The organism is Polaromonas sp. P1_G2 (assembly GCF_056405515.1).
In genome coordinates, this window is the sequence record NZ_JBFUBY010000037.1 from 1 (window position 1) to 22,613 (window position 22,613).

General features: G+C 65.0%; 24 protein-coding genes and 1 pseudogene. 12 read left to right on the top strand and 13 right to left on the bottom strand.

Annotated elements, in window-relative coordinates; all coding sequences use genetic code 11:
- The 3 genes from fahA to AC1D0P_RS06010 all read left to right on the top strand — a co-directional run.
- Positions 1-835 (top strand): fumarylacetoacetase (gene fahA, locus AC1D0P_RS06000; RefSeq protein WP_477675875.1); only part of this gene is annotated, 835 nt, incomplete at its 5' end.
- A 63-nt stretch (positions 836-898) separates the two neighbouring features.
- Entirely contained in the window at positions 899-2,077 is a 1,179-nt protein-coding gene (locus tag AC1D0P_RS06005; protein ID WP_477675876.1) for a cytochrome P450, read from the top strand.
- A 43-nt stretch (positions 2,078-2,120) separates the two neighbouring features.
- Positions 2,121-2,465, top strand: coding sequence for an antibiotic biosynthesis monooxygenase family protein (locus tag AC1D0P_RS06010; protein ID WP_477675877.1), 345 nt, complete (start codon positions 2,121-2,123; stop codon positions 2,463-2,465).
- Here the strand turns inward: AC1D0P_RS06010 and AC1D0P_RS06015 are convergent.
- A complete protein-coding gene (locus AC1D0P_RS06015; protein WP_477675878.1) occupies positions 2,456-2,872 on the bottom strand; it encodes a DUF2784 domain-containing protein in 417 nt (138 codons plus the stop codon). The two genes, AC1D0P_RS06010 and AC1D0P_RS06015, sit on opposite strands and share 10 nt — an antisense overlap.
- 157 nt (positions 2,873-3,029) lie before the next feature.
- On the opposite strand from AC1D0P_RS06015, the gene AC1D0P_RS06020 reads away from it, so the two are divergent.
- From AC1D0P_RS06020 to AC1D0P_RS06035, 4 genes are all read left to right on the top strand, one after another.
- Entirely contained in the window at positions 3,030-5,420 is a 2,391-nt protein-coding gene (locus tag AC1D0P_RS06020; protein ID WP_477675879.1) for a YgiQ family radical SAM protein, read from the top strand.
- A 129-nt stretch (positions 5,421-5,549) separates the two neighbouring features.
- A complete protein-coding gene (locus AC1D0P_RS06025; protein WP_477675880.1) occupies positions 5,550-6,395 on the top strand; it encodes a hypothetical protein in 846 nt (281 codons plus the stop codon).
- A 48-nt stretch (positions 6,396-6,443) separates the two neighbouring features.
- Complete coding sequence (locus tag AC1D0P_RS06030; RefSeq protein ID WP_477675881.1) at positions 6,444-7,400, top strand: TraB/GumN family protein; 957 nt, start codon at positions 6,444-6,446, stop codon at positions 7,398-7,400.
- A 232-nt stretch (positions 7,401-7,632) separates the two neighbouring features.
- Positions 7,633-8,538: a DMT family transporter gene (locus AC1D0P_RS06035; protein WP_477675882.1), complete on the top strand. Its 906-nt coding sequence runs from the start codon at positions 7,633-7,635 to the stop codon at positions 8,536-8,538.
- Between the two features lie 73 nt (positions 8,539-8,611).
- Here the strand turns inward: AC1D0P_RS06035 and AC1D0P_RS06040 are convergent.
- Positions 8,612-9,160 (bottom strand): annotated as a pseudogene (locus AC1D0P_RS06040) (CoA transferase); the annotation flags it as partial.
- A 209-nt stretch (positions 9,161-9,369) separates the two neighbouring features.
- Here AC1D0P_RS06040 and AC1D0P_RS06045 point away from each other — a divergent pair.
- The 4 genes from AC1D0P_RS06045 to AC1D0P_RS06060 are packed head-to-tail and all read left to right on the top strand — an operon-like array spanning position 9,370 to position 10,791.
- A complete protein-coding gene (locus tag AC1D0P_RS06045; RefSeq protein ID WP_477675883.1) occupies positions 9,370-9,939 on the top strand; it encodes a DUF2975 domain-containing protein in 570 nt (189 codons plus the stop codon).
- Between the two features lie 28 nt (positions 9,940-9,967).
- Entirely contained in the window at positions 9,968-10,183 is a 216-nt protein-coding gene (locus tag AC1D0P_RS06050; RefSeq protein ID WP_477675884.1) for a helix-turn-helix domain-containing protein, read from the top strand.
- A 22-nt stretch (positions 10,184-10,205) separates the two neighbouring features.
- Positions 10,206-10,406 carry a hypothetical protein gene (locus AC1D0P_RS06055; protein WP_477675885.1) on the top strand — a complete coding sequence of 67 codons (201 nt, stop codon included), beginning with the start codon at positions 10,206-10,208 and terminating at the stop codon, positions 10,404-10,406.
- 55 nt (positions 10,407-10,461) lie between these two features.
- Positions 10,462-10,791: a TfoX/Sxy family protein gene (locus AC1D0P_RS06060; RefSeq protein ID WP_477675886.1), complete on the top strand. Its 330-nt coding sequence runs from the start codon at positions 10,462-10,464 to the stop codon at positions 10,789-10,791.
- 30 nt (positions 10,792-10,821) lie between these two features.
- On the opposite strand, the gene pobA is transcribed toward AC1D0P_RS06060, so the two are convergent.
- Positions 10,822-11,991 carry a 4-hydroxybenzoate 3-monooxygenase gene (gene pobA, locus AC1D0P_RS06065; protein WP_477675887.1) on the bottom strand — a complete coding sequence of 390 codons (1,170 nt, stop codon included), beginning with the start codon at positions 11,989-11,991 and terminating at the stop codon, positions 10,822-10,824.
- Between the two features lie 112 nt (positions 11,992-12,103).
- Between pobA and AC1D0P_RS06070 the strand changes: the two genes are divergently transcribed.
- Positions 12,104-12,946 (top strand): IclR family transcriptional regulator domain-containing protein, encoded by an 843-nt coding sequence (locus AC1D0P_RS06070; protein ID WP_477675888.1) that lies wholly within the window; start codon positions 12,104-12,106, stop codon positions 12,944-12,946.
- A gap of 7 nt (positions 12,947-12,953) precedes the next feature.
- Here the strand turns inward: AC1D0P_RS06070 and AC1D0P_RS06075 are convergent, their stop codons facing one another.
- The 10 genes from AC1D0P_RS06075 to AC1D0P_RS06120 form a co-directional block, all read right to left on the bottom strand.
- The gene (locus tag AC1D0P_RS06075; RefSeq protein ID WP_477675889.1) at positions 12,954-13,940 is read right to left on the bottom strand and encodes a Bug family tripartite tricarboxylate transporter substrate binding protein; all 987 of its coding nucleotides are present in this window, start codon (positions 13,938-13,940) and stop codon (positions 12,954-12,956) included.
- Positions 13,941-14,076: 136 nt separating this feature from the next.
- Entirely contained in the window at positions 14,077-14,925 is an 849-nt protein-coding gene (locus AC1D0P_RS06080) for a DMT family transporter (protein ID WP_477675890.1), read from the bottom strand.
- 27 nt (positions 14,926-14,952) lie between these two features.
- Entirely contained in the window at positions 14,953-15,684 is a 732-nt protein-coding gene (locus AC1D0P_RS06085; RefSeq protein WP_477675891.1) for an ABC transporter ATP-binding protein, read from the bottom strand.
- Positions 15,684-16,433, bottom strand: a complete 750-nt coding sequence (locus tag AC1D0P_RS06090; protein ID WP_477675892.1) for an ABC transporter ATP-binding protein — start codon at positions 16,431-16,433, stop codon at positions 15,684-15,686. The genes AC1D0P_RS06085 and AC1D0P_RS06090 overlap by 1 nt, the downstream gene beginning before the upstream one ends.
- Positions 16,426-17,454 carry a branched-chain amino acid ABC transporter permease gene (locus tag AC1D0P_RS06095; protein ID WP_477675893.1) on the bottom strand — a complete coding sequence of 343 codons (1,029 nt, stop codon included), beginning with the start codon at positions 17,452-17,454 and terminating at the stop codon, positions 16,426-16,428. Before AC1D0P_RS06095 ends, AC1D0P_RS06090 begins: the two co-directional genes overlap by 8 nt.
- Positions 17,451-18,314 carry a branched-chain amino acid ABC transporter permease gene (locus tag AC1D0P_RS06100; protein ID WP_477675894.1) on the bottom strand — a complete coding sequence of 288 codons (864 nt, stop codon included), beginning with the start codon at positions 18,312-18,314 and terminating at the stop codon, positions 17,451-17,453. Before AC1D0P_RS06100 ends, AC1D0P_RS06095 begins: the two co-directional genes overlap by 4 nt.
- A gap of 8 nt (positions 18,315-18,322) precedes the next feature.
- Positions 18,323-18,949 carry a LysE family translocator gene (locus AC1D0P_RS06105; RefSeq protein WP_477675895.1) on the bottom strand — a complete coding sequence of 209 codons (627 nt, stop codon included), beginning with the start codon at positions 18,947-18,949 and terminating at the stop codon, positions 18,323-18,325.
- 106 nt (positions 18,950-19,055) lie between these two features.
- Complete coding sequence (locus tag AC1D0P_RS06110; RefSeq protein ID WP_477675896.1) at positions 19,056-20,243, bottom strand: ABC transporter substrate-binding protein; 1,188 nt, start codon at positions 20,241-20,243, stop codon at positions 19,056-19,058.
- 191 nt (positions 20,244-20,434) lie between these two features.
- A complete protein-coding gene (locus AC1D0P_RS06115; protein ID WP_477675897.1) occupies positions 20,435-22,012 on the bottom strand; it encodes a benzoate-CoA ligase family protein in 1,578 nt (525 codons plus the stop codon).
- A gap of 94 nt (positions 22,013-22,106) precedes the next feature.
- Positions 22,107-22,598 carry a flavodoxin domain-containing protein gene (locus tag AC1D0P_RS06120; protein ID WP_477675898.1) on the bottom strand — a complete coding sequence of 164 codons (492 nt, stop codon included), beginning with the start codon at positions 22,596-22,598 and terminating at the stop codon, positions 22,107-22,109.
- Between the last annotated feature and the right edge of the window lie 15 nt (positions 22,599-22,613).

Here is a 22,613-nt window from a genome sequence, read left to right on the forward strand (position 1 = left end):
GCCGAACTACAAATGGGTGCCCATCGCTTATCACGGCCGGGCATCGTCCATTGGCGTCAGCGGCCAGCAATTCCCGCGGCCGCTGGGGCAGACCAAGGGTCCGAACGAGGAGGCGCCGGTCTTGCGGCCCAGCCATCGCCTGGACTACGAGCTCGAACTCGGCGTGCTGGTGGGGCAGGGCAACGCGCTGGGCGAAGCTGTGGGCATGGAGCAGGCCGAGGCCCATGCTTTCGGGATGGTGTTGCTCAACGACTGGTCGGCGCGCGACGTGCAGGCCTGGGAATACCAGCCGCTGGGCCCTTTCCTGGCCAAGAATTTCGCGAGCACGATCTCTCCCTGGATCGTCACGCTGGAGGCGCTCGCGCCGTTTCGTGCGGCCTTTTCGCGCCCCGAGGGCGACCCGCAGCCCTTGCCTTACCTCGACTCGCCGGGCAACCGGCAACAGGGCAGCCTGGACGTGGAACTCGAGGTCTGGCTACACACGCAAGCCATGCGCGACGCCAGCCAGGGACCCGAGCGCCTGTCGCAATCCAACTTTCGCGACGCCTATTGGACGGTGGCGCAAATGCTCACGCACCATACCGTCAACGGCTGCAACCTGCAGCCCGGCGATCTGCTGGGTTCGGGCACCTTGTCTGGTGCGCGGCCCGAGCAGGCCGGCTCGCTGCTGGAACTCAGCGCCGGCGGCAAAAACGCCTTGACGCTGTCCAACGGCGAGACGCGCACCTTCCTCGAGGACGGCGACGCCGTCATCCTGCGTGCCTGGTGCGAGCGCGAGGGTTTCCAGCGCATCGGTTTTGGCGAGTGCTGGGGCCAAGTGCTGCCGGCGCGCTAAAAGCGGTCACGTTTCGTCCGCGAGCGAAGCATAGGGTCGGTGTTTGGGGCAAAAATAATGGCCATGCACCTCGATACCAACCCTGAAAACATCCTCGCGGCATCCGCCCATCGCAATCCCTATCCGTATTACGCAACCCTGGCCGCAGGCCCGGCGTTGGTGTTTGACGCGCCGCGCAAACTCTGGATCGCCAGCAGCGCCGTGAGCGTCAAAGAGGTGCTGGGCAATCCGGCCTGCCGTGTGCGCCCCGTCGCGGAGCCCGTGCCGGCAGCCATCGTCGGCTCGGCGGCCGGCGAGGTCTTCGGCCACCTGGTGCGCATGAACGAGGGCCTGCGGCACGACGCGCCCAAGCTGGCTTTGGAGCGGTTTCTGGCGGCGGTGGATCTGGAGCGCGTGGAGGCCAGGACGGAAGCGCTGGCCTTGCAAGTCGCGGGGGAGGGCGCTTTGCGAGGCGCCGCACTGTCGCGCTGGGCCTTTGAGGTGCCCGTGATGGCCGTGGCCGACCTGCTGGGTTTTGCCGAAGACGAGCTGCCGCGAGTGGCGCGCTGGATGGCCGACTTTGTCGCCTGCCTGTCGCCGCTCAGCACGCCGGCCCAACTGGCGGCGGCCGGCGACGCCGCTTCGGCCTTGCTCGCGCGCTTTGCGGAGCTGGTGCAAGCGACGGCGGCCCAGCCCGGCAGCGCGCTGGCGCGCCTGCAGCGGGAGGCGGCGCAGGCCGGCTGGCACGATGCGCAGGCGCTGCTTTGCAATGCGGTCGGCTTGCTGTCGCAAACCTATGAAGCCACGGCGGGTTTGATCGGCAACAGCATCGCGGCCTTGGCCACACGGCCCGGCCTGCTGGAGGCCATGGAACGCGAGCCCGGCCAGTTGCTGCGGATGGTCCATGAGGTCAGTCGTTATGACCCTTCCATCCACAACACGCGCCGCTTTGTGGTCGAGGCCACCGAGGTCGCGGGCATTCCGCTGCAGGCCGGCGATGTGGTCTTGCTGGTGCTGGCCGCCGCGGGCCGCGATCCCGCGTGCAATGCCAGGCCCGGCGAGTTCCTGCTGGAGCGCCCGGACCGCGAGGTACCCGGCTTCGGCCATGGCGCGCACCAGTGCCCGGGCCAGGCGCTGGCATGCGTGATCGCGGCGGCGGCCATCCGGGCCTTGCTGGTGCCGGGGCGGCTCAAGGACACCGCGTCGTTCAGCTGGACTTACCGGCCGTCCATGAATGCCCGGATTCCGGTCTTCACCGCTTGATGCCACCATCACATCATCTCGTCCAGCAAAAAAAGGGCTCCCCATGATTGCGATTATTTTTGAAGTGCTGCCCGCCCAGGGCCAGAAGCAGACCTATCTCGACATTGCCGCGGCGCTCAGGCCGCAGCTTGAAAAAATCGACGGCTTTATTTCCATTGAGCGCTTTGAAAGCCTGAGCACGCCGGGCAAGCTGCTGTCGCTGTCCTTCTTCCGCGATGAGGCCGCCGTGCTGGAATGGCGCAAGCTGGAAACCCACCGCCAGGCGCAAAGCCGCGGGCGCGGCGGGGTGTTTGAGGACTACAGGCTGCGTGTGGCCCATGTGCTGCGCGATTACGGCATGACCGAACGCGACGAAGCGCCTGCCGACAGCCGGCAGGTTCACGGCTGAGTTCGGGGTCCGCGATTCCGGCGCGGCGGCCACCACCACCAGCCCAGCAAGACCAACATGCCGAAGGCGGAGTAGGCCACGACGAACATCCAGGCCGGCGCGTTGAAAAAGATCAGCCTTGAAAGCCAGTGCTCGATAAACGATTCGGCATAAGCTTCTTGCCCGGCCTGCAATCGCAGCGACTGTTCCCAGAGGGTGAGGGGGCAAGTCTGGCCCAGCCAGCTTTGCAGCACCACAAAGGCGATCAGCGCCAGGTGCGCCAGCCGGACCCACAGCTTGCGCACCCAGGCCCAGCCGCGCAGGCCGCCGGCCATGAACAGCAACTGTCCCAGCACGGCAAAAGCCACGATGGCCGCGTGCAGCAGCAACATCAGGTCGGCGAGCAAGCTGGCGGTGTAAGGGGTCATGGCTTTGATTTGGAGGTGAAAAGCGGTGCAATCCGTCGCCGCTGAGCCACTTTAACCACGCTAGGGGTCCGTAGTGAGGCCTTTGTAGGGCTTAAATGCCGGATAAAGAGGCACAACTCAGGGTAAACCTTACAATCGAGGGTTACCCAAAGCCCCCATGAACGCCCCCGTCGACGTCTCCTTCTTTACGCGCGCCGCCAAGCCGCTGACCAGCTACCGCAAGTACTGGGCGGCCCGCTTCGGCACCGCCAAGTTTCTGCCCACCAGCCGGGCCGAGATGGACGCGCTTGGCTGGGACAGCTGCGACATCATCGTGGTCACGGGCGACGCCTATGTCGACCACCCGAGCTTCGGCATGGCCGTCATTGGCCGCATGCTGGAGGCGCAAGGATTTCGCGTCGGCATCATCGCCCAGCCCGAATGGCAAAGTGCCGACCCCTTCAAGGTGCTGGGCAAACCCAACCTGTTTTTCGGCGTGACCGCCGGCAACATGGATTCGATGATCAACCGCTACACGGCGGACCACAAGATCCGCAGCGACGACGCCTACACCCCCGGCGACATAGGCGGCAAGCGCCCCGACCGCGCGGCGCTGGTGTATTCGCAGCGCTGCCGCGAGGCCTACAAGGACGTGCCCATCATCCTGGGCGGCATTGAAGGCTCGCTGCGCCGCATCGCGCATTACGACTACTGGTCCGACAAGGTCCGCCGCAGCGTGGTGGTCGATGCGAAGTGCGACCTGCTGCTCTACGGCAATGCCGAGCGCGCCATCGTCGAGATCGCGCACCGCCTGGCCGCCAAAGAGCCGGTCGCCAGCATCACCGACGTGCGCGGCACGGCCTTTATACGCCGCAGCGGCGACGAGAGCGCCCAGGGCTGGTTCGAGATCGACTCCACCAGTGTCGATGCGCCGGGCCGGGTTGAAGCACACGTCAACCCGTATTTGATGATTTCCGACCAGGCGCGCGAACAGGGCGCGACCTGTGCGCGTGAGGATGAGGCGACTGAAGTGGCGGTCAAGGCCGAGTCGGCGGGTTCACCCGTTGTGGCGAAAGCGGCGGCGCAAGCCAATCCGGCCATCAAGCCGCTGACCTTTGTGGCCAACCCAAACCTCCCGTCCACGGTGCACACCGCGCAGGGCAAGATCAAGGTCCCGCCGCGCGACCGCTCGGTGATACGCCTGCCGTCCTACGAACAAGTCAAGAGCGATGCGGTGCTCTATGCCCACGCCAACCGCGTGCTGCACCTCGAAACCAACCCCGGCAACGCCCGCGCGCTGGTGCAGGCCCACGGCGAAGGCGCCACGGCGCGCGACGTGTGGATCACGCCGCCGCCCATCCCGCTGACCACGGCCGAGATGGACTACGTCTTCGACCTGCCTTACGCCCGCTCGCCGCACCCGCGTTATGCCGACGAAAACGGCAGCCACGACGGCGCGACCAAGATTCCCGCGTGGGAGATGATCCGTTTTTCCGTCAACATCATGCGTGGCTGCTTCGGCGGCTGCACCTTCTGCTCGATCACCGAGCATGAAGGCCGCATCATCCAGAGCCGCTCCGAAGACTCGGTGATCCGCGAGATCGAGGCGATCCGCGACACCGTCAAGGGTTTTACCGGCGCGATTTCCGACCTGGGCGGGCCCACCGCCAATATGTACCGCATAGGCTGCAAGTCGCCCGAAATCGAGGCCGCCTGCCGCAAGCCTTCCTGTGTGTACCCGGGCATCTGCTCCAACCTCAACACCGACCACAACCCGTTGATCAAGATGTACCGCCGTGCGCGGGCCTTGAAGGGCGTGAAGAAGATCCTCATCAGCTCCGGCCTGCGCTACGACCTGGCCGTGCAAAGCCCCGAGTACGTGAAAGAGCTGGTGACGCACCACGTGGGCGGCTACCTCAAGATCGCGCCCGAGCACACCGAGCAGGGACCGCTCACCAAGATGATGAAGCCCGGCATCGGCAGCTATGACAAGTTCAAGCAGATGTTCGAGAAGTACAGCCTCGAAGCCGGCAAGAAGCAGTTCCTGATCCCGTATTTCATCGCGGCCCACCCGGGCACCAGCGACGAAGACATGATGAACCTGGCGATCTGGCTCAAGAAGAACGGCTTCCGCGCCGACCAGGTGCAGACCTTCTACCCCAGCCCCATGGCCACGGCGACGACGATGTACCACACCAACAAGAACCCGCTGCGCAAGATCACGCGCGACAGCGAGACGGTGGACATTGTGCGCGGCGAACGCCGGCGCCGGCTCCACAAGGCCTTCCTGCGCTACCACGATCCCAACAACTGGCCGGTGCTGCGCGAGGCGCTCAAGGCCATGGGCCGCGCCGACCTGATCGGCAACGGCAAACACCACCTGATCCCGACCTTCCAGCCGCTGACCGACGGCAGCTACACCAGCGCGCGGCGCAAGAACTCGACGGGCACCGCTGCCCCGGCCAAGGCCGCGCCGGTGGTCAAAGGCCGTTTGCTGACGCGCCACACCGGCCTGCCGCCGCTGGCGCAGGGCGCCGGCGGCAAGCCTTCCGGCCGCAAGAGCCGCTAGGGCGCCGGGCGAAAGCCCGGCCAGCCGCACACCTTTCTGGCAAGATGCTTCCCAGTGCCTCGGCGGCCAGCGCATCGCCGCAGCAGGCTCCTGATCCACAACCCCACGGGGAGATCCATGCCGATTGCCATGCCCATTTCCTGGTCCATCGCACGCAAAGTGCTCGTGGCTTTCACCATGACCGCCGTCACGGCCTGTGCCTGGCTGGCCCCGCTGGACGCGCCGGCCATGCGGCAGGTCGATGCCGGCCTCAAGCGAGCGCTGGTCAGTTTCGCGACGGCGCGCCTGCTCAATGCCGTGATCTCGGTCGCGCAGGGCACCGAAGCCTCGGTGCAGCCCTTTGGCGTGGGCGTTACCTTCACGCCCGGGCAAATCCTGGACCCGGTGAACGACCTCGTGGAGCAGTTCTCGCACCTGATGCTGGCGGCCAGCGTTGCCTTCGGCATCCAGAAGGCGCTGATCAGCATAGGCGGCTACTGGCCGGTGTCACTGGCCTTGAGCGCCGCGGCGCTGGGCTGGTGGTGGTTCCAGCTGCGCAGGTCGCGGGCGCCGCCCTGGCTGTCCAGGCTGCTGGTGATTTTGCTGATGCTGCGCTTTGCCGTGCCGGTGGTGACCCTGGGCAGCGACCTGCTGTGGCAAAAATTCCTGGCGGCCGACTACGCGGCCAGCCAGCAATTGATAGACGGCGCGACGGGCCAAGCCGTGCAACTCAACCCCGCCGCCGCGGCCGCGCCCGACAACCGCGGCCTGGTCGACAGCATGAAAGACTGGCTGGCGAAAAACGGCGACGTGGGCCGGCATTTCGAGAACCTCAAGCGCGCGGCAGAGCAGGCCACCGAACACATCATCAAACTCATCGTGATCTTTGTGCTGCAGACCCTGGTGATTCCCTTGCTGCTGCTATGGGCCCTGTATGCCTTTGTCCGGCAGGTGTTTGAGCGGCCCGCGCGAGGCGGCGTGTTGGCACCAGGCTGATGGGATGCCATCCTTGTAAACTTGCCCGACACAAAAAAGGGAGATGCAATGACGGGATGGTTTGCACGCAGTGCATGGTGCCTGGTTTGGTTTTTTCTGCTGGGTGCCAAAACCGCTGTGGCGGCAGATGCGCCCGTTTGCCCACCGGCCGCCAAGCCGTTTTCCCCGGAGCTGTTTGATGCCGCGGCCAGGCAGGCCCGTGACCGCGGGCCGCTTTGGCGCATTACCAAAGACGGCCGCTCCTCCTATCTCTACGGCACCATCCACGTGGGCAAAGCGCAATGGGTGCTGCCCGGGCCGCTGGTCAAGCGGGCTCTGCAGCAAACCGACATGGTGGCCCTGGAACTTGACCCGCTTGACGAGTCGGTCCAGCGCGAGATGGCGGCCGTACTGGCTTCCAAAGGACCGGGCAAACTGCCTGCGGCACTTCAGGCTCGCGTGAAAAAACTATGGGAGGCCGCATGCCTGCCGGAGGATGTCTTGAGACAGGGGCCGGCAGAAATGCATGCATTGACGCTGACATTCATGGCTGCTCGCCATGATGGCTTTGATCCCAGCTACGGCAGCGAAATCATGCTTTCCCTGATAGCCCGGAGCGTGGGACGACCGGTGGTGTCCCTGGAGACGGTCGCGCTTCAGCTCCAGGGGATTTTTGCCCAGGACGATACCGAGGTCGAAGCCATGGTCCGCGATTGGCTCGATGACGTGGAGGCGGACCGATTGCGTCCGGTGCTGCGCAAGGTGGCCCTGGTGTGGGAGACCGCTGATCTGGCCGAACTCGACAACTACAAGGCCTGGTGCGAATGCGCCAGGACCGAAGCCGAGCGAAAGTTGCTGAAAAGGGCACTGGACGATCGCAATCCCGGCTTGGCGCGGCGCATCCATGAACTCCATGGCGAGGGGCGAAAACTTTTCGCCGCGGTGGGGGCCATGCACATGACTGGCTCGCAAGGCCTTCCGGCCCTGATGGCGGCACGCGGCTACCAGGTTGAACGCCTGTTCTGAACCTGCTGCTTCGCGGCAGATGTCGCCGGCACATCGTTCGGCTAAGATGCGGCGCATGCAACTCCAGCTTTCTCCTCCCTCCGTCGCTCTGTGATGCACCCGGCTTGACGCCCGGCTGCGCCCTTTGGCCGTGCCAGTTCCGGCGGAACGGCGCGCGGCCTTGAGTTGACGCGCCTGCCTGCTTTTTTCGCGGCGACCCCGCCTGCGGCAGGCGCACGGACGGAGAATTTTCATGAAAACCCAAACATCGGCCACCCTGGCCTGGGGCGGTGTCTTGCTTGCGGGCGTCTTGTGGGGCGTGGGCGCCCTGGTGGCCCAGTCTGTGATGGCCGGGGGCATGGCGCCCTACAGCCTGTCCCTGGCGCGCTTCGCGCTTGGCCTGCCGCTCTTGTGGTGGTGGCACTGGCGGCAGTTGCCGGTCGCGCCGCATACCGCCCAATGGCGGCAACTGCCGCGTCGCGGCCAGGCGCTGGTTGTGGGCACCGGCCTGGCCATGGCGCTCAACGTCACGAGCTGGTTCATCGCCATGGGCTATATAGGCGCGGCGCTGCCGACGGTGATCTCGATCTGCTGCGCGCCGGTGATCGTCGCGCTGCTATCGGTGCTGCGCGGCTATGAGCGCGCCAGCGGCCGGTTGCTGCTGGCTTTGGGCCTGGCCTTGCTGGGTGTGGGCCTGATCGCCATGCCAGGCGAGGGTTTGAGCCTGCCGGCGCATTACGCGGCCGGCCTGGCTTGGTCGCTGGCTTCGGCCGCGCTGTATTCGCTGGTGGTGCTGGGCAATGCGCGCATGCCCTCGCACATTCCCGCGGTCACGGCCTCAGCCTGGAGCATGAGCGCGGCCGCCTTGCTGATGCTGGCCATGGCTGCCGTGCAAGGCGTGACCTGGCCGCAGCACACCACCGCCTGGCTGCAGGTGGCTTACACCGGCATCTTCACCACGTCGATCGCCTACCTGGCCTTCGCCTGGGGGGCGCGGCGCCTGTCGCCGACCGCGACGGTGATAGGCACGCTGGTGGAGCCGCTGGTGGCCGCCGTCGCAGCGGCCTGGCTGTTTGCCGAGCCCTTGAGCGCGCAGCAGGGCGTGGGCGCCTTGCTGCTGGGAGCAGCGATGGTGGTGCTGGCGCGACGGGCTTCGTGAGTTCGCGCAGGGGCGCTCAGGCCGCCAGCGTGTGCAGCGGAATGTCCTTCTCGACGGCCAGCGCGTCCAGCTCCAGCGAGCCGCCCATGTCGGCGTACAGCGTGGCGGGCAAGTCCAGCCCGGTGACCAGGTCGTTCTCGGCCAGGTAGGTCAGGTCGTGGCCCGGTTCTTCGGCGCGCTCGCCTGGGCTGCCGACGATGGCGACCTGGCTTAGCTGCGGGTGCTGCTGGTGCAGCGCCTTCCAGCCCAGGCCCAGCTTGGCCAGCGCCGACGGCCGGAAGGAGGTGAGCAGCACGTCGGCCTTCGCGAGTTCGCGGTGCAGCAAGGCCTGGCCGCGTTCAGTTTTGAGGTCGGCCGTGGCGGTGCGCACGCCGTTGTGCAGCGCCGTGTAGGCCTTCGGGTTGTAGAGCTTCATCGGGTCGCCCGAGGCGCCGGCCGACGCGCCTGCCGGTGCGGGCGGTTCGAGTTTCACGCAGCTCGCACCCATCTGCCGGCAGCGCATCAGCGCCGCCGGGCCGGGCAGGTTGAGTGCCAGGCTCACGACGCGGACGCCTTTCAGCGGCTGGATAGGAGCGGGCGAGGAGTGCGTTTTGCGGGCGGCGGGTGATTTGGAAGTGGGCATTGAATGAGGTGGAGAAGCGTGAAGAGAAGGCTGGCCCGGCTTGTCGGTGTGCAGGCAATTTACCCCAAACCTTTGCCTGCGATAGCGCGGGTTGTCGCTAAAGTGCCCAAAATTGTTCGAATAATTTCTGTTTTAAAGATATTAATTATTGTTTTACAGTAATTATTCTGAGACACTGAAGCCCTCTTCACAAGACAAGAGGTGCTCCCTTGAAACACACAGCAACTCCCGTGGCCCCCTCCGGGCCCGATGTGCAGGGCATCAGCAGCGTGCTGGCCTGGGCCTGCGCCTTGCTCGCGGTGGCGCTGCCGCTGGCGGTGGCCTACCACCTGCTGAGCACGCCGGTGGACAGCCTTTTGCTGCGCGCGGGCCTCTCGCTACAGGCCGCGCAGGCCGCCGCCATGGACATCACGCTGGGGCAAAAATGCCTGGCCGCGCTGCTGGGGGTGTTGCCGGTGTGCTGCGCGTCCTACGGCCTGGTCTGCGCGATGCGTTGCTTCTCGGGGTTTTCGCAGGCCGAGTATTTCAGCCTGCGCACCGTCAAATACCTGCGCGGTTTTGCCGCCGGCATTTTTGCGTCGGTGGTCACCGGAGTGCTGGCATCCACGCTGGTCACGGTGGTGCTAACCCTGGGCGCGCCTGCCGGGCAGCGCGCGCTGTCGCTGGGTTTGGGCAGCAACGAGTTGCTGACCCTGCTGTTCGCCGGCATGGTGTGGCAGATCGCCGCCGTGATGGCGCGTGCTGTGGCGCTGGCCGAAGAGAACGCGCAGTTCGTCTGATTTTTTTCGCTTTCTCACGTTTCCGCGCATGCCCATCGTCGTCAAACTCGATGTGATGCTGTCCGAACGCAAAGCCAGGTCCAAGGACCTGGCCGCCTACGTCGGCATCACCGAAGCCAACCTCTCCCTGCTCAAGCAGGGCAAGGTCAAGGGCGTGCGCTTTGACACGCTGATGCGCATTTGCGAATTTCTCGATTGCCAGCCGGGGGACCTGCTGGTTTCCCGGCCTGACGACGCCCATTGATCTTTTGTTCAGGAACTTCCCCATGAAACGTCTTGCCCTTGCCGCGGCTCTGGCCGCTTTGCTCAGCGCCTGCGCTGATATCAACTGGGAGCAGACCGCGAAGGAGTCCGTCAAGTCGGCCTGCCGCGGATCCAGCAACTGCAGCATCCCCTGCGACCGCAACAACCCGGCCACTTTCAACGACCCGCAATGCATCGCGGGCGGTAGGCGTCCGTCGCCATAATGGCTGTCATGAAATCAACACAAGAAGTTTCTGCCGCTGCAACGGAGCGGACTGCATGAGCGCAAATGCCGAATTCGTCGCTTATGTGCGTGAACTGCTGGCGCCGCTGGGAGACATCCGCGATGGCAAGTTCTTTGGCGGCCATGCGATGAAACACGGTGGAAACCAGTTCGCCATGATCATGGGCAACACCTTGTACTTCCGGGTGGACGAGGGTTCGCTGCCGGCCTACGAGAAGAAGGGCTCCAAGCCCTTCAGCTATTCCACAAAAAACGGTGTGGTCCAGGTGCGGAAGTACTATGCCGCGCCCGCCGAACTGCTCGATGACCCGGGTCAGCTGCTGGTCTGGGCCCGGCAGGCCATCGGTGCGGCGGGAACCGCCTGACCATAACGGCCACGTCCCGAAAATGCTGGCTTAAAGCGGCAGGCCGACATAGTTTTCGGCCAGGGCCGTCGATGCCGCCTGTGAATGGATTAGATAATCCAACTCCGCCTCCTGCAGCTTGTGGCCGAACTCCCCGCCATCGGGGAACTGGTGCATCAGCGAGGTGAACCACCAGGAAAAGCGCACGGCCTTCCAGACGCGGTGCAAACAGGTCTCTGAATAGCGGTTGATGCCGGTCTCGTCGCCGGCGTAAAAACCGGCCAGCGCGCGGGCCAGGTAGCGCACGTCGCTGGCCGCCAGGTTCAGGCCCTTGGCGCCTGTGGGCGGCACGATGTGGGCCGCGTCGCCGGCCAGGAACAGCCGGCCGAAGCGCATGGGCTCGGCCRCAAAGCTGCGCAGCGGGGCGATGCTTTTTTCGATCGATGGCCCGGTCACCAGGCTTTCGGCGAGCTCGGGCGCCAGGCGGCTGCGCAGCTCATCCCAGAAAGCGTCGTCGCTCCAGCGCTCGGCCTTGTCATCCAGCGCGCACTGCACGTAGTAGCGGCTGCGCGTGTGGCTGCGCATGCTGCACAGGGCGAAGCCGCGCGCGTGGTTGCTGTAGACCAGCTCGTCGGCCACGGGCGGCGTTTCCGACAGCACACCCAGCCAGCCGAAGGGGTAGATGCGCTCAAAGGTCTGCATCGCGCCGGGCGGCACGCTGGCGCGGCTCACGCCGTGAAAGCCGTCACAGCCGGCGATGAAATCGCATTCGACCTCGTGCGCCACGCCGTGCTGCACATAGCGCACCTTGGGCCGCGTGCCGTCGAAGTCATGCAGGCTGACGTTTTCGGCTTCGTAGGCGGTGGCCAGGCCCGCCGCGGCGCGCGCGTTCATGAGGTCGCGCGTCACCTCGGTCTGGCCGTAGACCATGACGCTTTTGCCGCCTGTGAGCTGCTGCAGGTCGATGCGGTGGTGGTCGCCGCCGAAGCTTAGCGAAATGCCGCCGTGCACCAGGCCCTCGGCATGCATGCGGCTACCCACACCGACTTCGTCGAGCAGGTCGGTCGTGCCTTGCTCGAGCACGCCCGCGCGTATGCGGCCCAGCACATAGTCCTGGCTGCGCTGCTCGATCACGATGGCGTTGATGCCGGCCTTGTAAAGCAACTGGCCGAGCAAATGCCCGGCGGGGCCGCCGCCCACGATGGCAACCTGTACACGCATGTTGTTCTCCCATGAATCTGTTGGCTTTGAGGTTAAGTCGCGAAGCCCCAGCCGGCCAGTGGTGCAAGGCGGCTTTGCACGATGTTTGGCTTGTTTGTGCGATGATCGCGCAATGGTCACGTCCCGAACCGCCCCAAAACCCGGCACCTTTTCAATTGCCAAAGCCGACATGATCGAAGGCATGGCCAAGGGCATGGCGGTGCTGGAAAGCTTCGATACGCAGCGCCAGCGCCTCAATGCCACGCTGGCGGCCGAGCGCGCCGGCATCACGCGCGCGGCGGCGCGCCGCCATTTGCTCACGCTCACACACCTGGGCTACCTGGAAACCGACGGCAGCTATTTCTGGCTGGCGCCCAAGGTGCTGCGTTTCTCCGGAAGCTACCTTGCAACGGCGCGCCTGCCGCGCGCCATCCAGCCCGCGCTGAACCGGCTCGCGGCCCAGGCAYAGGAATCGTTTTCGGTCGCGGTGCTGGACGGCGACGAGATCGTCATCATCGGGCGCAGCGGCTTTGAGTGGAAGTCCTCAGGCGACCCAAAGGCAGCGCCGGCCCGGGTGCTGGCGTATGGCCTGCACCTGGGGGCGCGCCTGCCGGCGCATGCCACCTCGACCGGCCGCATCCTGCTGGCCGCCAAGACCAAGAGCGAGTTCAGCGCCTGGCTCAAGGCGAAAACCGAAACCGGCAACCTGGCGCGGCTGACGCTGCACACCACCACCGACCCGCGCAAGCTCAAGGCCCTGGTCGAGCAGGTGAGGCAGGACGACTTTTGCCTGGCCAGCGAGGAGCATGAACTGGGTGTGCACGCGCTGGCCGTGCCGCTGCGCGACATGCAGGGCCGCACGGTGGCCGCACTTAACGTGGTGTCCTCGCCGCAGCGCTTGCGCGTGGAGGTGCTGCAGAAGGAATTGCTGCCCTTGTTGCTGGACGCGGCGCGGGAATTGCGCTCCCTGCTTTAGCCCAGCCTTACTGCGGTACCAGCCCGGCCGCTTTCACGAGGTCGGCATGGATACGGATCTCTTCCGAGATCACCTGACCCAGGGGTTTGCTTTCGTCGACCGCAGGCTCCATGCCTATTTCAATGAACTTGCTTTTGGCATCGCCGCGAAGCATGGCCTTTACCGACTTGCCGAGGCTGTCCAGGATGGGCTGGGGCGTTTTGGCGGGCGCCAGCAAGGCGATCCAGGCCGACAGCACCACGTTGTTCACGCCGCCTTCTTTCAGCGTCGGAATCTCCGGCGCCGAAATGGCGCGCTTCTCACTGAGCACCCCGACCGGATGCAGTTTGCCGGACTTGATGTGCGGCAGCGCTTCCGGCAGCGGGGCAAAGGCCATGTCCACCACGCCGCCTATAAGGTCGGTAATCGCCGGTGCGCCGCCCTTGTACGGGATGTGCAGCAGTTTCACGCCGGTCCGGCTTTCAAACATGAGGCCGGCCAGGTGTTGCGGGCTGCCGTCGCCCGAGGAGGCATAGGTTAGTTTGCCGGGGTTGGCTTTGGCCGCCGCCAGCACGTCGGCCGGGGTGGCGTATTTCGCCTTGTCGTGCACCACCAGCACCATGGCCTGGTTGACCAGCTTGGTCACGGGTACAAAGTCGGTTTCGGGGTTGTAGGGAAGCGTCTTGAAGATGCTCTTGTTCGTGGTCAGGAAGGACGCGGGCGACACCATGAGGGTGTAGCCGTCCGGCGGCGCTTTTGCAACCACCGGTACGCCGATCTGGCCGGATCCGCCAGCCCGGTTGTCCACTACAAAAGGCTGGCCCAGGTCGGCCGTCAGCTGCTGGCTGATCTGCCGCGCCACCATGTCCACGCTGCCCCCCGCCGGCAGCGCGACGACGACCTTGACCGGCCGGCTGGGGTAGATGTCCTGCGCCGGGGACAGCGTGGCGAACAGGCTGGACGCGGCGCAGAGGGCCGCCAGGAAAAATGGACTGATAGCGCGGGTGGAAGGCATGGCTTGCTTTCAGAGGGGGAAAGGGATTTCATGCCCGTCGTCGGCGCACTGGTGCGTGCCGCGGAGCGGACAGAAAAATCGGAGCAAGTTGTGTACCAGCCCCGCCTGGCGCGGCGCGGGAATTGCGTGCCTTGCTTTAGCTTTTGGGCGGCGAAGGGCGCACGGCCAGCGCGACGCCGCCCAGAATGGCCGCGCAGCAGACAGCGAGCGTCCAGCCCAGCGGCTCCCCCAGAAAGGCGATACCGCCCAGCGCGGTGATGGCCGGCACTGACAGTTGTACCGAGGCCGCCGTAGTGGCGGGAAGCCGCTTCACCGCCGCGTACCAGATGATGTAACCCACACCGGAAGTCAGCGCGCCGGAGGTCACGGCATATGCCGCCCCGCGCATATCCCAGATCAGCTGCGGGAACATCAAGCCGGCCAACAACAGCGCCGGCGGCGTGGCGCGCAGGAAGTTTCCGGCGGTGGCCCGTGTCGCGTCACCGGCGTGTTTTCCGCGCAGCGAATAAACCGCCCAGGCGATGCCGGCCAGCAACATCAACATGGCCGACGGCAAGCTTGGGGCGGCGGCGCCCGGCAGCAACAGTGCGATGAGGCCCGCCACGGCAATTGCCAGGCCGGCGCTTTGCATGGCGCCCAGCCGCTCGCCGCGGGCCAGCCCGGTGCCCAGCATCGTAAGCTGCACCGAGCCGAACAGCAGCAGGGCACCCGTGGCCGCTGGCAGGCTTACGTAGGCCAGCGAGAATGCGGCCGCGTAGACGAACAACGCCCCGGCCGACAGCCAGTTACCGGTCGGCGTGACACCACGCCGCCACATGAAAAGCCAGAGCACCAGCGCACCCGAAGCGATGCGAAGGGCCGTGAAGCTGGCTGCGTCAATCGGCGTGCTGCGCAGTGCGAGGCGGCACAGGAGCGAGTTGCCCGCAAAGGCGAGCATGGCCAGCACGGTGAGGCTCAGTGTCGAGGTGGCCGGTGATATCTTCATGGTTGCCGCTCCCTGGCAACTCCCGGCTCACACGCCCAGGTATTGCGCCAGCAACTCGGGCTTGGCATGCAGTTCGGGGGAACTGCCTTCAAACACGACCTGGCCCTTGACCAGGATCACGTTGCGGTCGGTGATCTGGGTGACGTGCTTCCAGTTCTTGTCGACGATCACGCTGCTGATGCCGGTTTCGCGGATCAGGCCGCAGATGCGCCAGATGTCGCGCGCGATCAGCGGCGCCAGGCCTTCGGTGGCCTCGTCGAGGATCAGCACATCCGGGTTGGTCATGAGCGCGCGGCCTATGGTCAGCATCTGCTGTTCGCCGCCCGAGAGCTGCTGGCCGCCGTGGTTCAGGCGTTCCTTCAGTCGCGGGAAGGTCTCGAGCACGCGTTCGTAGGTCCAGTCGCGCTGGCCCCGGGTGCCGGCGCGTGCCGCCATCTTGAGGTTCTCGGTCACGCTGAGGTTGCCGAAGATGCCGCGGCCTTCGGGCACGTAGGCGATGCCGAGGCGGGCGATTTCGTAGGGCGGGGCGCCCGTCATGGGCCTGCCGCTGATCGCGACCGAGCCCGAACGAGGCTTGACCAGGCCCATGATGCTTTTGAGCAAGGTGCTTTTGCCCATGCCGTTGCGGCCCATGAGGCCAATCGTTTCGCCGCGCGCGACGTGAAAGTCAATGCCGCGCAGCACGTGGCTTGCGCCGTAGTAGGTGTTGATGTCCTGGGCGGCGATCAGGATGTCGATCTGTTTCTCGGGGGCGTTCATCAGTGTTCCTCGCCTAAATACGCTGCCTGCACACCGGCATCGGCCCTTATCTGCGCGGGCGTGCCGCTGGCGATCACCTGGCCGTTGACCATCACAGTGAGCTTGTCGGCCAGCGTGAACACCGCGTCCATGTCGTGCTCGACCAGCAGGATGCCGTGGTCTTTCTTGATGGCCAGCAGCAGGGCGACCATGCGCTCGGCCTCGGCCACGCCCATGCCGGCCAGCGGTTCATCGAGCAGCAGCACCTGCGGTTCGGTGGCCAGTGTCATGGCGATTTCAAGCTGGCGCTGCTCGCCGTGGCTGATGGTGCCGGCGATGCTGTGCTTGCGGTTTTGCAGGCCGGCCAGTTCCAGCGCCTGTTCGGCGCGAGCATTGACCGCCGCGAAGCTGGTGGCTCGCTTGAGCCAGTGCGCGGCATGCGGCGCGCGCGACTGCGAGGCCAGCCTGACGTTTTCCCAGACGCTGAAGGGCAAAAAGATATTGGTCTTCTGGTAGCTGCGGCCCAGGCCCTTGCCCGATATTTTTTCGGGCGTCCAGCCGGTCACGTCGTGGCCGCCCAGCGTCACCGTGCCCGACGTCGGCGGCAGATCGCCCGAGAGCAGGTTGGTCAGCGTGGACTTGCCGGCGCCGTTGGGGCCTATGACCGCGTGGATGTGGTTGCGCCAGAGGTCGACTGACACATCGTTGACCGCAGCCAGGCCGCCGAAGCGCTTGGTCAGGTTTTTTGCACTGAGGAGGACTTCACTCATGGCCGGCCTCCGCCTTGTTCTTGTCTTTGCGCTGGGTGAATCTTTCGACCAGTCCCAGGATGCCGCGCGGCGCGAAAACCACCAGCAACACGATGAAGAGGCCCATCCACAGCTGCCAGTGTTTGCCGAGGTTGACGCTGCCGACTTGCGGCAGGTCCTTGAAGACATGCAGCAGGTATTCAAACGCGAAAGCGCCGACGATGGCCCCGGCGAAGTTGCCCATGCCGCCCAGGATGACCATCATGATGGCGTGCGCGCTCATGTGAAAGCCCATGAGCTCGGGGTTGATGTAGCCGGTCTGCGTGCCCCACAGGTAACCGGCCAGGCCCGCGAGCGCGCCGGCCAGCGTGAAGGCCGAGAGTTTGTAGCCGAAGGTGCCGTAGCCCATGGCCCGCATGCGGTGCTCGTTGACGCGTATGCCGGCCAGCGTGCGGCCGAAGGGGCTCCAGAGCACGCGGCGCAGGAAGGCGTAGACCCCCAGCATCGCGCCCAGCGTGAAGTAGTAGAGCGTGAGCTTGCTGTCCAGGTCGAAGGGCACCCAGCCGAAGACGGCGGCGCTGGGCTTGAAGTTGACGTAGAGCCCGTCGGAGCCGCCCAGGGCCTTGTTGTCGAAGAAGAGGTAGAACACCATCTGCGCAAACGCCATGGTGACCATGATGAAGTAGATGCCGTGCGTGCGCACCACAAAGAAACCGATGATGAGCGCGGCCAGGCCGGAAACCAGCACAGCCACCGGCAGCGTCCACCACAGGCTCACGGGTTCACCCGCGGGCGTCAGGAAAGCCAGCGCATAGCCGGCCAGGCCGAAGTAGGCCGCGTGGCCCAGCGACACCAGGCCGCTCACACCCTGCAGCAGGTCCAGGCTCATCGCGAAGATCGCCATGATCATCATGCGCGTGACCATCTGGGTGTAGAAGTCGGTGCCGACGAAGGGGAAGGCCACAAGCGCGATGAGTCCGAGCCCAAGCGCAACCTGCACGCCGCGCGGCAGGATTTCGAGGTTTGCTTTTGCCGTGCTCATTGTTTAAACAGACCTTCGGGTTTCCAGAGCAGCACGGCCGCCATCAACATATAGACCAGCATGCCGGCCATGGAAGGCAGCAGCACCTTGCCGAAAGTGTCGACCAGGCCGACCAGCAGCGCGGAAATCAGCGCGCCGCGCACCGAGCCTATGCCGCCAATCACCACCACCACAAAACACATGATGAGCACTTGCGAACCCATGTTCGGGTAGACGCTGGCGACCGGCGCGGCGATCATGCCGGCCACGGCCGCCAGGCCCACGCCCAGCGCGAACACCACGGCATGGATCAGCTTGATGTTGATGCCCAGCGATTCGGCCATGTCGCGGTTGAAGGCGCCGGCGCGTATCTTCATGCCCAGGCGCGTGCGCGAAATCATCCAGTACAAGCCCAGCGCCAGCGCGATGCAGACGCCCGACATGAAGAGGCGGTAGACCGGGTAGGAAAGGTTGTCGGTCAGCGGCACCGAGGCGCTCAGCAGCTCGGGAATCGTGACGCCGTGCACGTCGTCGCCCCAGAGGATGGAGCGCAGCTCTTCAAAGATATAGATCAGGCCGAAGGTCAGCAGCACCTGGTCCAGGTGATCGCGTTTGTAGAAGTGGCGGAACAGCAGCCATTCCAGCGCCAGGCCGAAGATGACCGACAGCACGGCGCCGCCGATGATGGCCAGCGTCAGGCTGCCCGTCAGCGTGCTGAGCGACCATGCGAGGTAGGCCCCCAGCATGTAGAAGCTGCCATGGGCCAGGTTGACGACGCCCATGATGCCGAAGATCAGCGTCAGGCCGGCGGCCAGCATGAACAGCAGCAGGCCGTACTGGACGCTGTTGAGCAGCTGGATGAGGAAGTTGGCGAGATCCATAAATCAGTTCATGTATGGCGACGGGTGAACAGCAAGAGGCTGCCCATGAGAGTGAACAGGCCTCCGGAGACCCGGTTGAACCAGCGCACGGCCCGGCTGGAACGCAGCAGCGGCGCGATGCGCGATACACCCAGTGCGCAGCAGCTGAGCACCGTGAACTCAAACGTCATGAAGGTCAGGGCGAGGATGGCGAACTGCGGCACAAAGGGCGCGGCCGGGTTCAGGAACTGCGGGAAGAAGGCCGCGAAAAACAGCACGGCCTTGGGGTTGCTGGCGCCGACAAGAAAACCGCGCAGGAAGAACGAACGGCGCTGGGCCGGTGCTTCGCCGGCGGCCGGGTCAAAGACCGCCGCTTCGCTGCGGAAGGTCTTGATCCCAAGCCAGATCAGGTAGGCCGCACCAATCACCTTGGCCACGGTAAAGGCGGTTTCGGACGCCGCGAGCAACGCACCCAGGCCCATGGCCGACAGCAGCATGACGCACAGCACCGCACTCACGCTGCCGGCCACCGAGGTCATGGCCTTGCGCGGGCCGTGGTTGAGCGCATTCGTCATGCACATCAGCATGGTCGGGCCGGGCGTGAGGATCAGCAGCGCGACGGCTGCGACGTAGAGGAGGTAGGTGGTGAGCGTCATGAGCCTGAAGATAGCACCGGTAAGGACCCGTCAGCATGGTCCGTGCCAGCATGGTTCAAAAAAATGGGAGGCCTGAAGACCTCCCATTGCGCTGAAACTAAAGCGATCAGGCCATCTTGCAGCCGGCGCCGGAGTCGGCGAGTGCCTTGGCGGCGACGCCGATCACCTTGTTTTCCTTGTTCTCAACGACGCGCAAATACATGTCCTGCACCGGGTTGTGCGAACGGCTCATGGTCCATTTGCCGCGCGGGCTGTCGATGACGGCGCCTTCCATGGCTTTGTAGAGGGCCGGCTTGCTGCTCAGGTCTCCCTTGACGGCGTTGGCGCCCTGGATCAGCAGCAGGCCGGTGTCGTAGCCCTGCACGGCGTAAACGTCGGGCTGCATCTTGAAGGTCTTGGCGTAGCTGAGGCGGAACTGGCCGTTGCGCTGGGTCGGCAGCGAGTCGCTGTAGTGCATGGTCGTGATGATGCCGTTGGCCGCGGGGCCGGCGGCATCGAGCACGCCTTCGGTCAGGAAGCCGGAACCGTACAGCGGGATTTTCTCTTTGAGGCCGGCGGCCGYATAGTCACGGATGAACTTGGCGGCGCCGCCGCCGGCGAAGAAGCAGGCCACGGCGTCAGGCTTGAGCGCGGCGATCTSGGTCAGCAGGGCCTGGAACTCGACCTGCGGGAAGGGCAAGCCCAGCTCCTTGACGATGGTGCCGCCCGCGGCGGTGTAGCTTTCCTTGAAGCCTTCAAACGCCTCGTCGCCCGCGGCGTATTTCCAGGTGATCCAGACGGCCTTCTTGTGGCCGCGGTCCACCATGGCCTTGCCCAGGGCGCGGGTCGGCTGCGAGTTGGTGAAGGAAGTGCGGAACACATTGGGCGCGCACAGGCTGCGCGTGGCGGCGTGCACGCCGGCATTGGGGATCAGGCTCAGCACGCCGCTGTCGCGCGCGACTTTCTGGATGCCCATCTGCACGCCCGAGTGCACCGTGCCGACCAGCACGTCGACCTTGTCGCGCTGCACCAGCTTGTTGGCGTTTTCAATGCCCTTGGACGGCTCGGACTCGTCGTCCACTTTGAAGTATTCGATCTCGCGGCCGCCGAGCTTGCCGCCTTGCTCGTTGATGGCCATGCGAAAGCCGTTTTCAATGGCCACGCCGAGCTGGGCGAAGGTTCCGGTATAGGGCAACATGAAACCCACACGCACCTTGGCGGACTGCGCACGCACAATTTCGGGGAGCAAAAGGCCGGTGGAGGCGGCACCTATCATGGCGGCGCTGCGGGTCAGTATGAGACGGCGTGAGGTCATGGAATAGCTCCTGGTTGAGACTGAAAACAGTTAGACGAATAGTAAGCGTGCGTTGTGTGGGCGGCCCTAGTGTAAAACCCGAGATTGAGGGTTGAATTGTTTAGATCTAAAGCAATAGCTGTGCCCGATTCGGGCCTGCCTGCATTTTTTTTGAGTTTTTTGCCGCACGGCGGGCTTGTGCATGGTGCGCGTCAGCGCGGCTGGCGCAGCTTGAAGCGCTGGATCTTGCCGGTGGCCGTCTTCGGCAGTTCGTTGACGAACTCTATCCAGCGCGGGTACTTGTAGGGCGCGAGCTGCTGCTTCACATGGGCCTTGAGTTCGTCCATGGTGGCGCTCTGGCCGGCCTTGAACACCACATAGGCCTTGGGCTTGACGAGCTCGTCGGCATCGGCCACACCGATCACCGCGACCTCGAGCACGGCCGCGTGCGTCATCAGGCAGGCCTCCACCTCGAAAGGCGAAACGTAAATGCCGCCGACCTTGAGCATGTCGTCGCTGCGGCCGCCGTAGGTGTAGTAGCCGTCAGCGTCGCGTGTGTACTTGTCGCCGCTTTTGGTCCATTCGCCGGCGAAGGTGGCTTTGGTCTTGGCGCGGTTGTTCCAGTACATGATGGCGGCGCTGGGGCCGCTGATCTGCAGTTCGCCGATCTCGCCGTCGGCGCACTCGCGGCCGTCGTCGCCGATGATGCGCAGCGCATAGCCCGGCACCGCCTGGCCGGTGGTGCCGTAGCGCACCTGGCCGGGCCGGTTGGACAAAAAGATGTGCAGCATCTCGGTGGAGCCTATGCCGTCGAGGATTTCGCAGCCATAGTGCGCCGTCCATTTTCTGCCGATCTCGGCGGGAAGGGCTTCGCCGGCGCTGGTGCATACGCGCAGGCTCAACTCGGATTTCGCCGGCCGCGCCGGGTCGGCCAGCAGGGCGGCGTACAGCGTGGGCACGCCGTAAAAAATCGTCGGCTGGTATTTTTTGAGCAGCGCGAAGACATCGGCAGGCGCCGGCCGCGCGGGCAGCAGCACCGTGGTGGCGCCCACGCTCATCGGGAAGGTCAGCGCATTGCCCAGGCCGTAGGCGAAAAACAGCTTGGCGGCGGAATACACCACGTCGGACTCGCGTATGCCCAGCACACCGCGGCCGTAAAGTTCCGCCGTCTGGACCAGGTGGCTGTGCAGGTGCACCGTGCCCTTGGGCGCGCCGGTCGAGCCACTGGAATACAGCCAGAAGCAGGCGTCGTCGGCGCAGGTGGCCGCGATGCTGGGGGTAGCCTCCGATGCGCGCAGCAGGGCGGCCATGGTGGTGTGTCCTGCGGACTCTTCCACGCCGGCAACGATCACCGTCTTGAGCTGGTCGATCTTGCCCAGCAGCGGCTCAAAAGCCGGCAGCAGCGCGTGCGAGACGACCAGGCCCTGGGCGCGCGAGTCGCGCAGCATGAATTCGAAGTCCTGCGTGGTCAGCAAAGTGTTGGCCGCCACGGGCAGCACGCCCGCAAGTATGCAGCCCAGGAAGGCGACCGGCCACTGCGGCGTGTCGAGCATGGCCAGCAGCACACGGCTTTCAGGGGCGAAACCCTGGGCGCGCAGGGCGTTGGCGAAACGGTGGGATTGCTCGGTGAGTTCGCCGTACGTGAGCTGTTCGCCGCTCAGCGCGTCCGTAAAGGCGACTTTGCCGGGGCGTGTGGCGTTGCGCGCCAGCAGGTCGTGTGCCGCGTTGTAGTCGCGCGGAATGGTCACCCGGGGCGGGCTTGCGGAATGGTCGGCGCTGCTTGTTTGCATGCTTGTCTCCAGATCTCTTTTTGTCTTTTGTTTTGGTAGCTGCTTGCGCACGCTCATCAAGCGCTACGGGGTCATTTCTTTTTCTTCTTGTGCGTCAGGCGGTGGCGGAGCTGGCCCCCGATGTCTGCAGGGCACTGGTGAGCCACTGGCGGCACCACTCGGTGCCTTCTGTTTCCGGCATGGTGCCGCTGCTCGCGTCATGGCACCAGATCTCGCCGATGCGCTGTGCGCCCAGGTCCTGCAGCCGCTCGTCAAATTTCTTGCCGCCGAAGCAGAAGGTCTGCATATAGGTACGGTCTCCGAGCGCGATGACGCCGTAGCGCACGTGGCCGAGGAATTGGGGATTGGCGCCCAGYGACTCATACAGGGCGCGGGCATTGTCGGGCACGTCGCCCGAGCCGTAGGTGGAACTGCAGATGAGATAAAGTGCATCTTCGGCTTTGGCCGCATCAAAGACGCTGATGTCCAGGTTATCCATCAGCTCGACTTCAATATCACTCACCAAATCCGCACAATCCATCTGGATTGCTTGTGCGACATAGTCAGCGGTGCTGGTCATTGTGCCTACAAGGATTTTGAGTTTCATCAAAAAGTCTCCAGA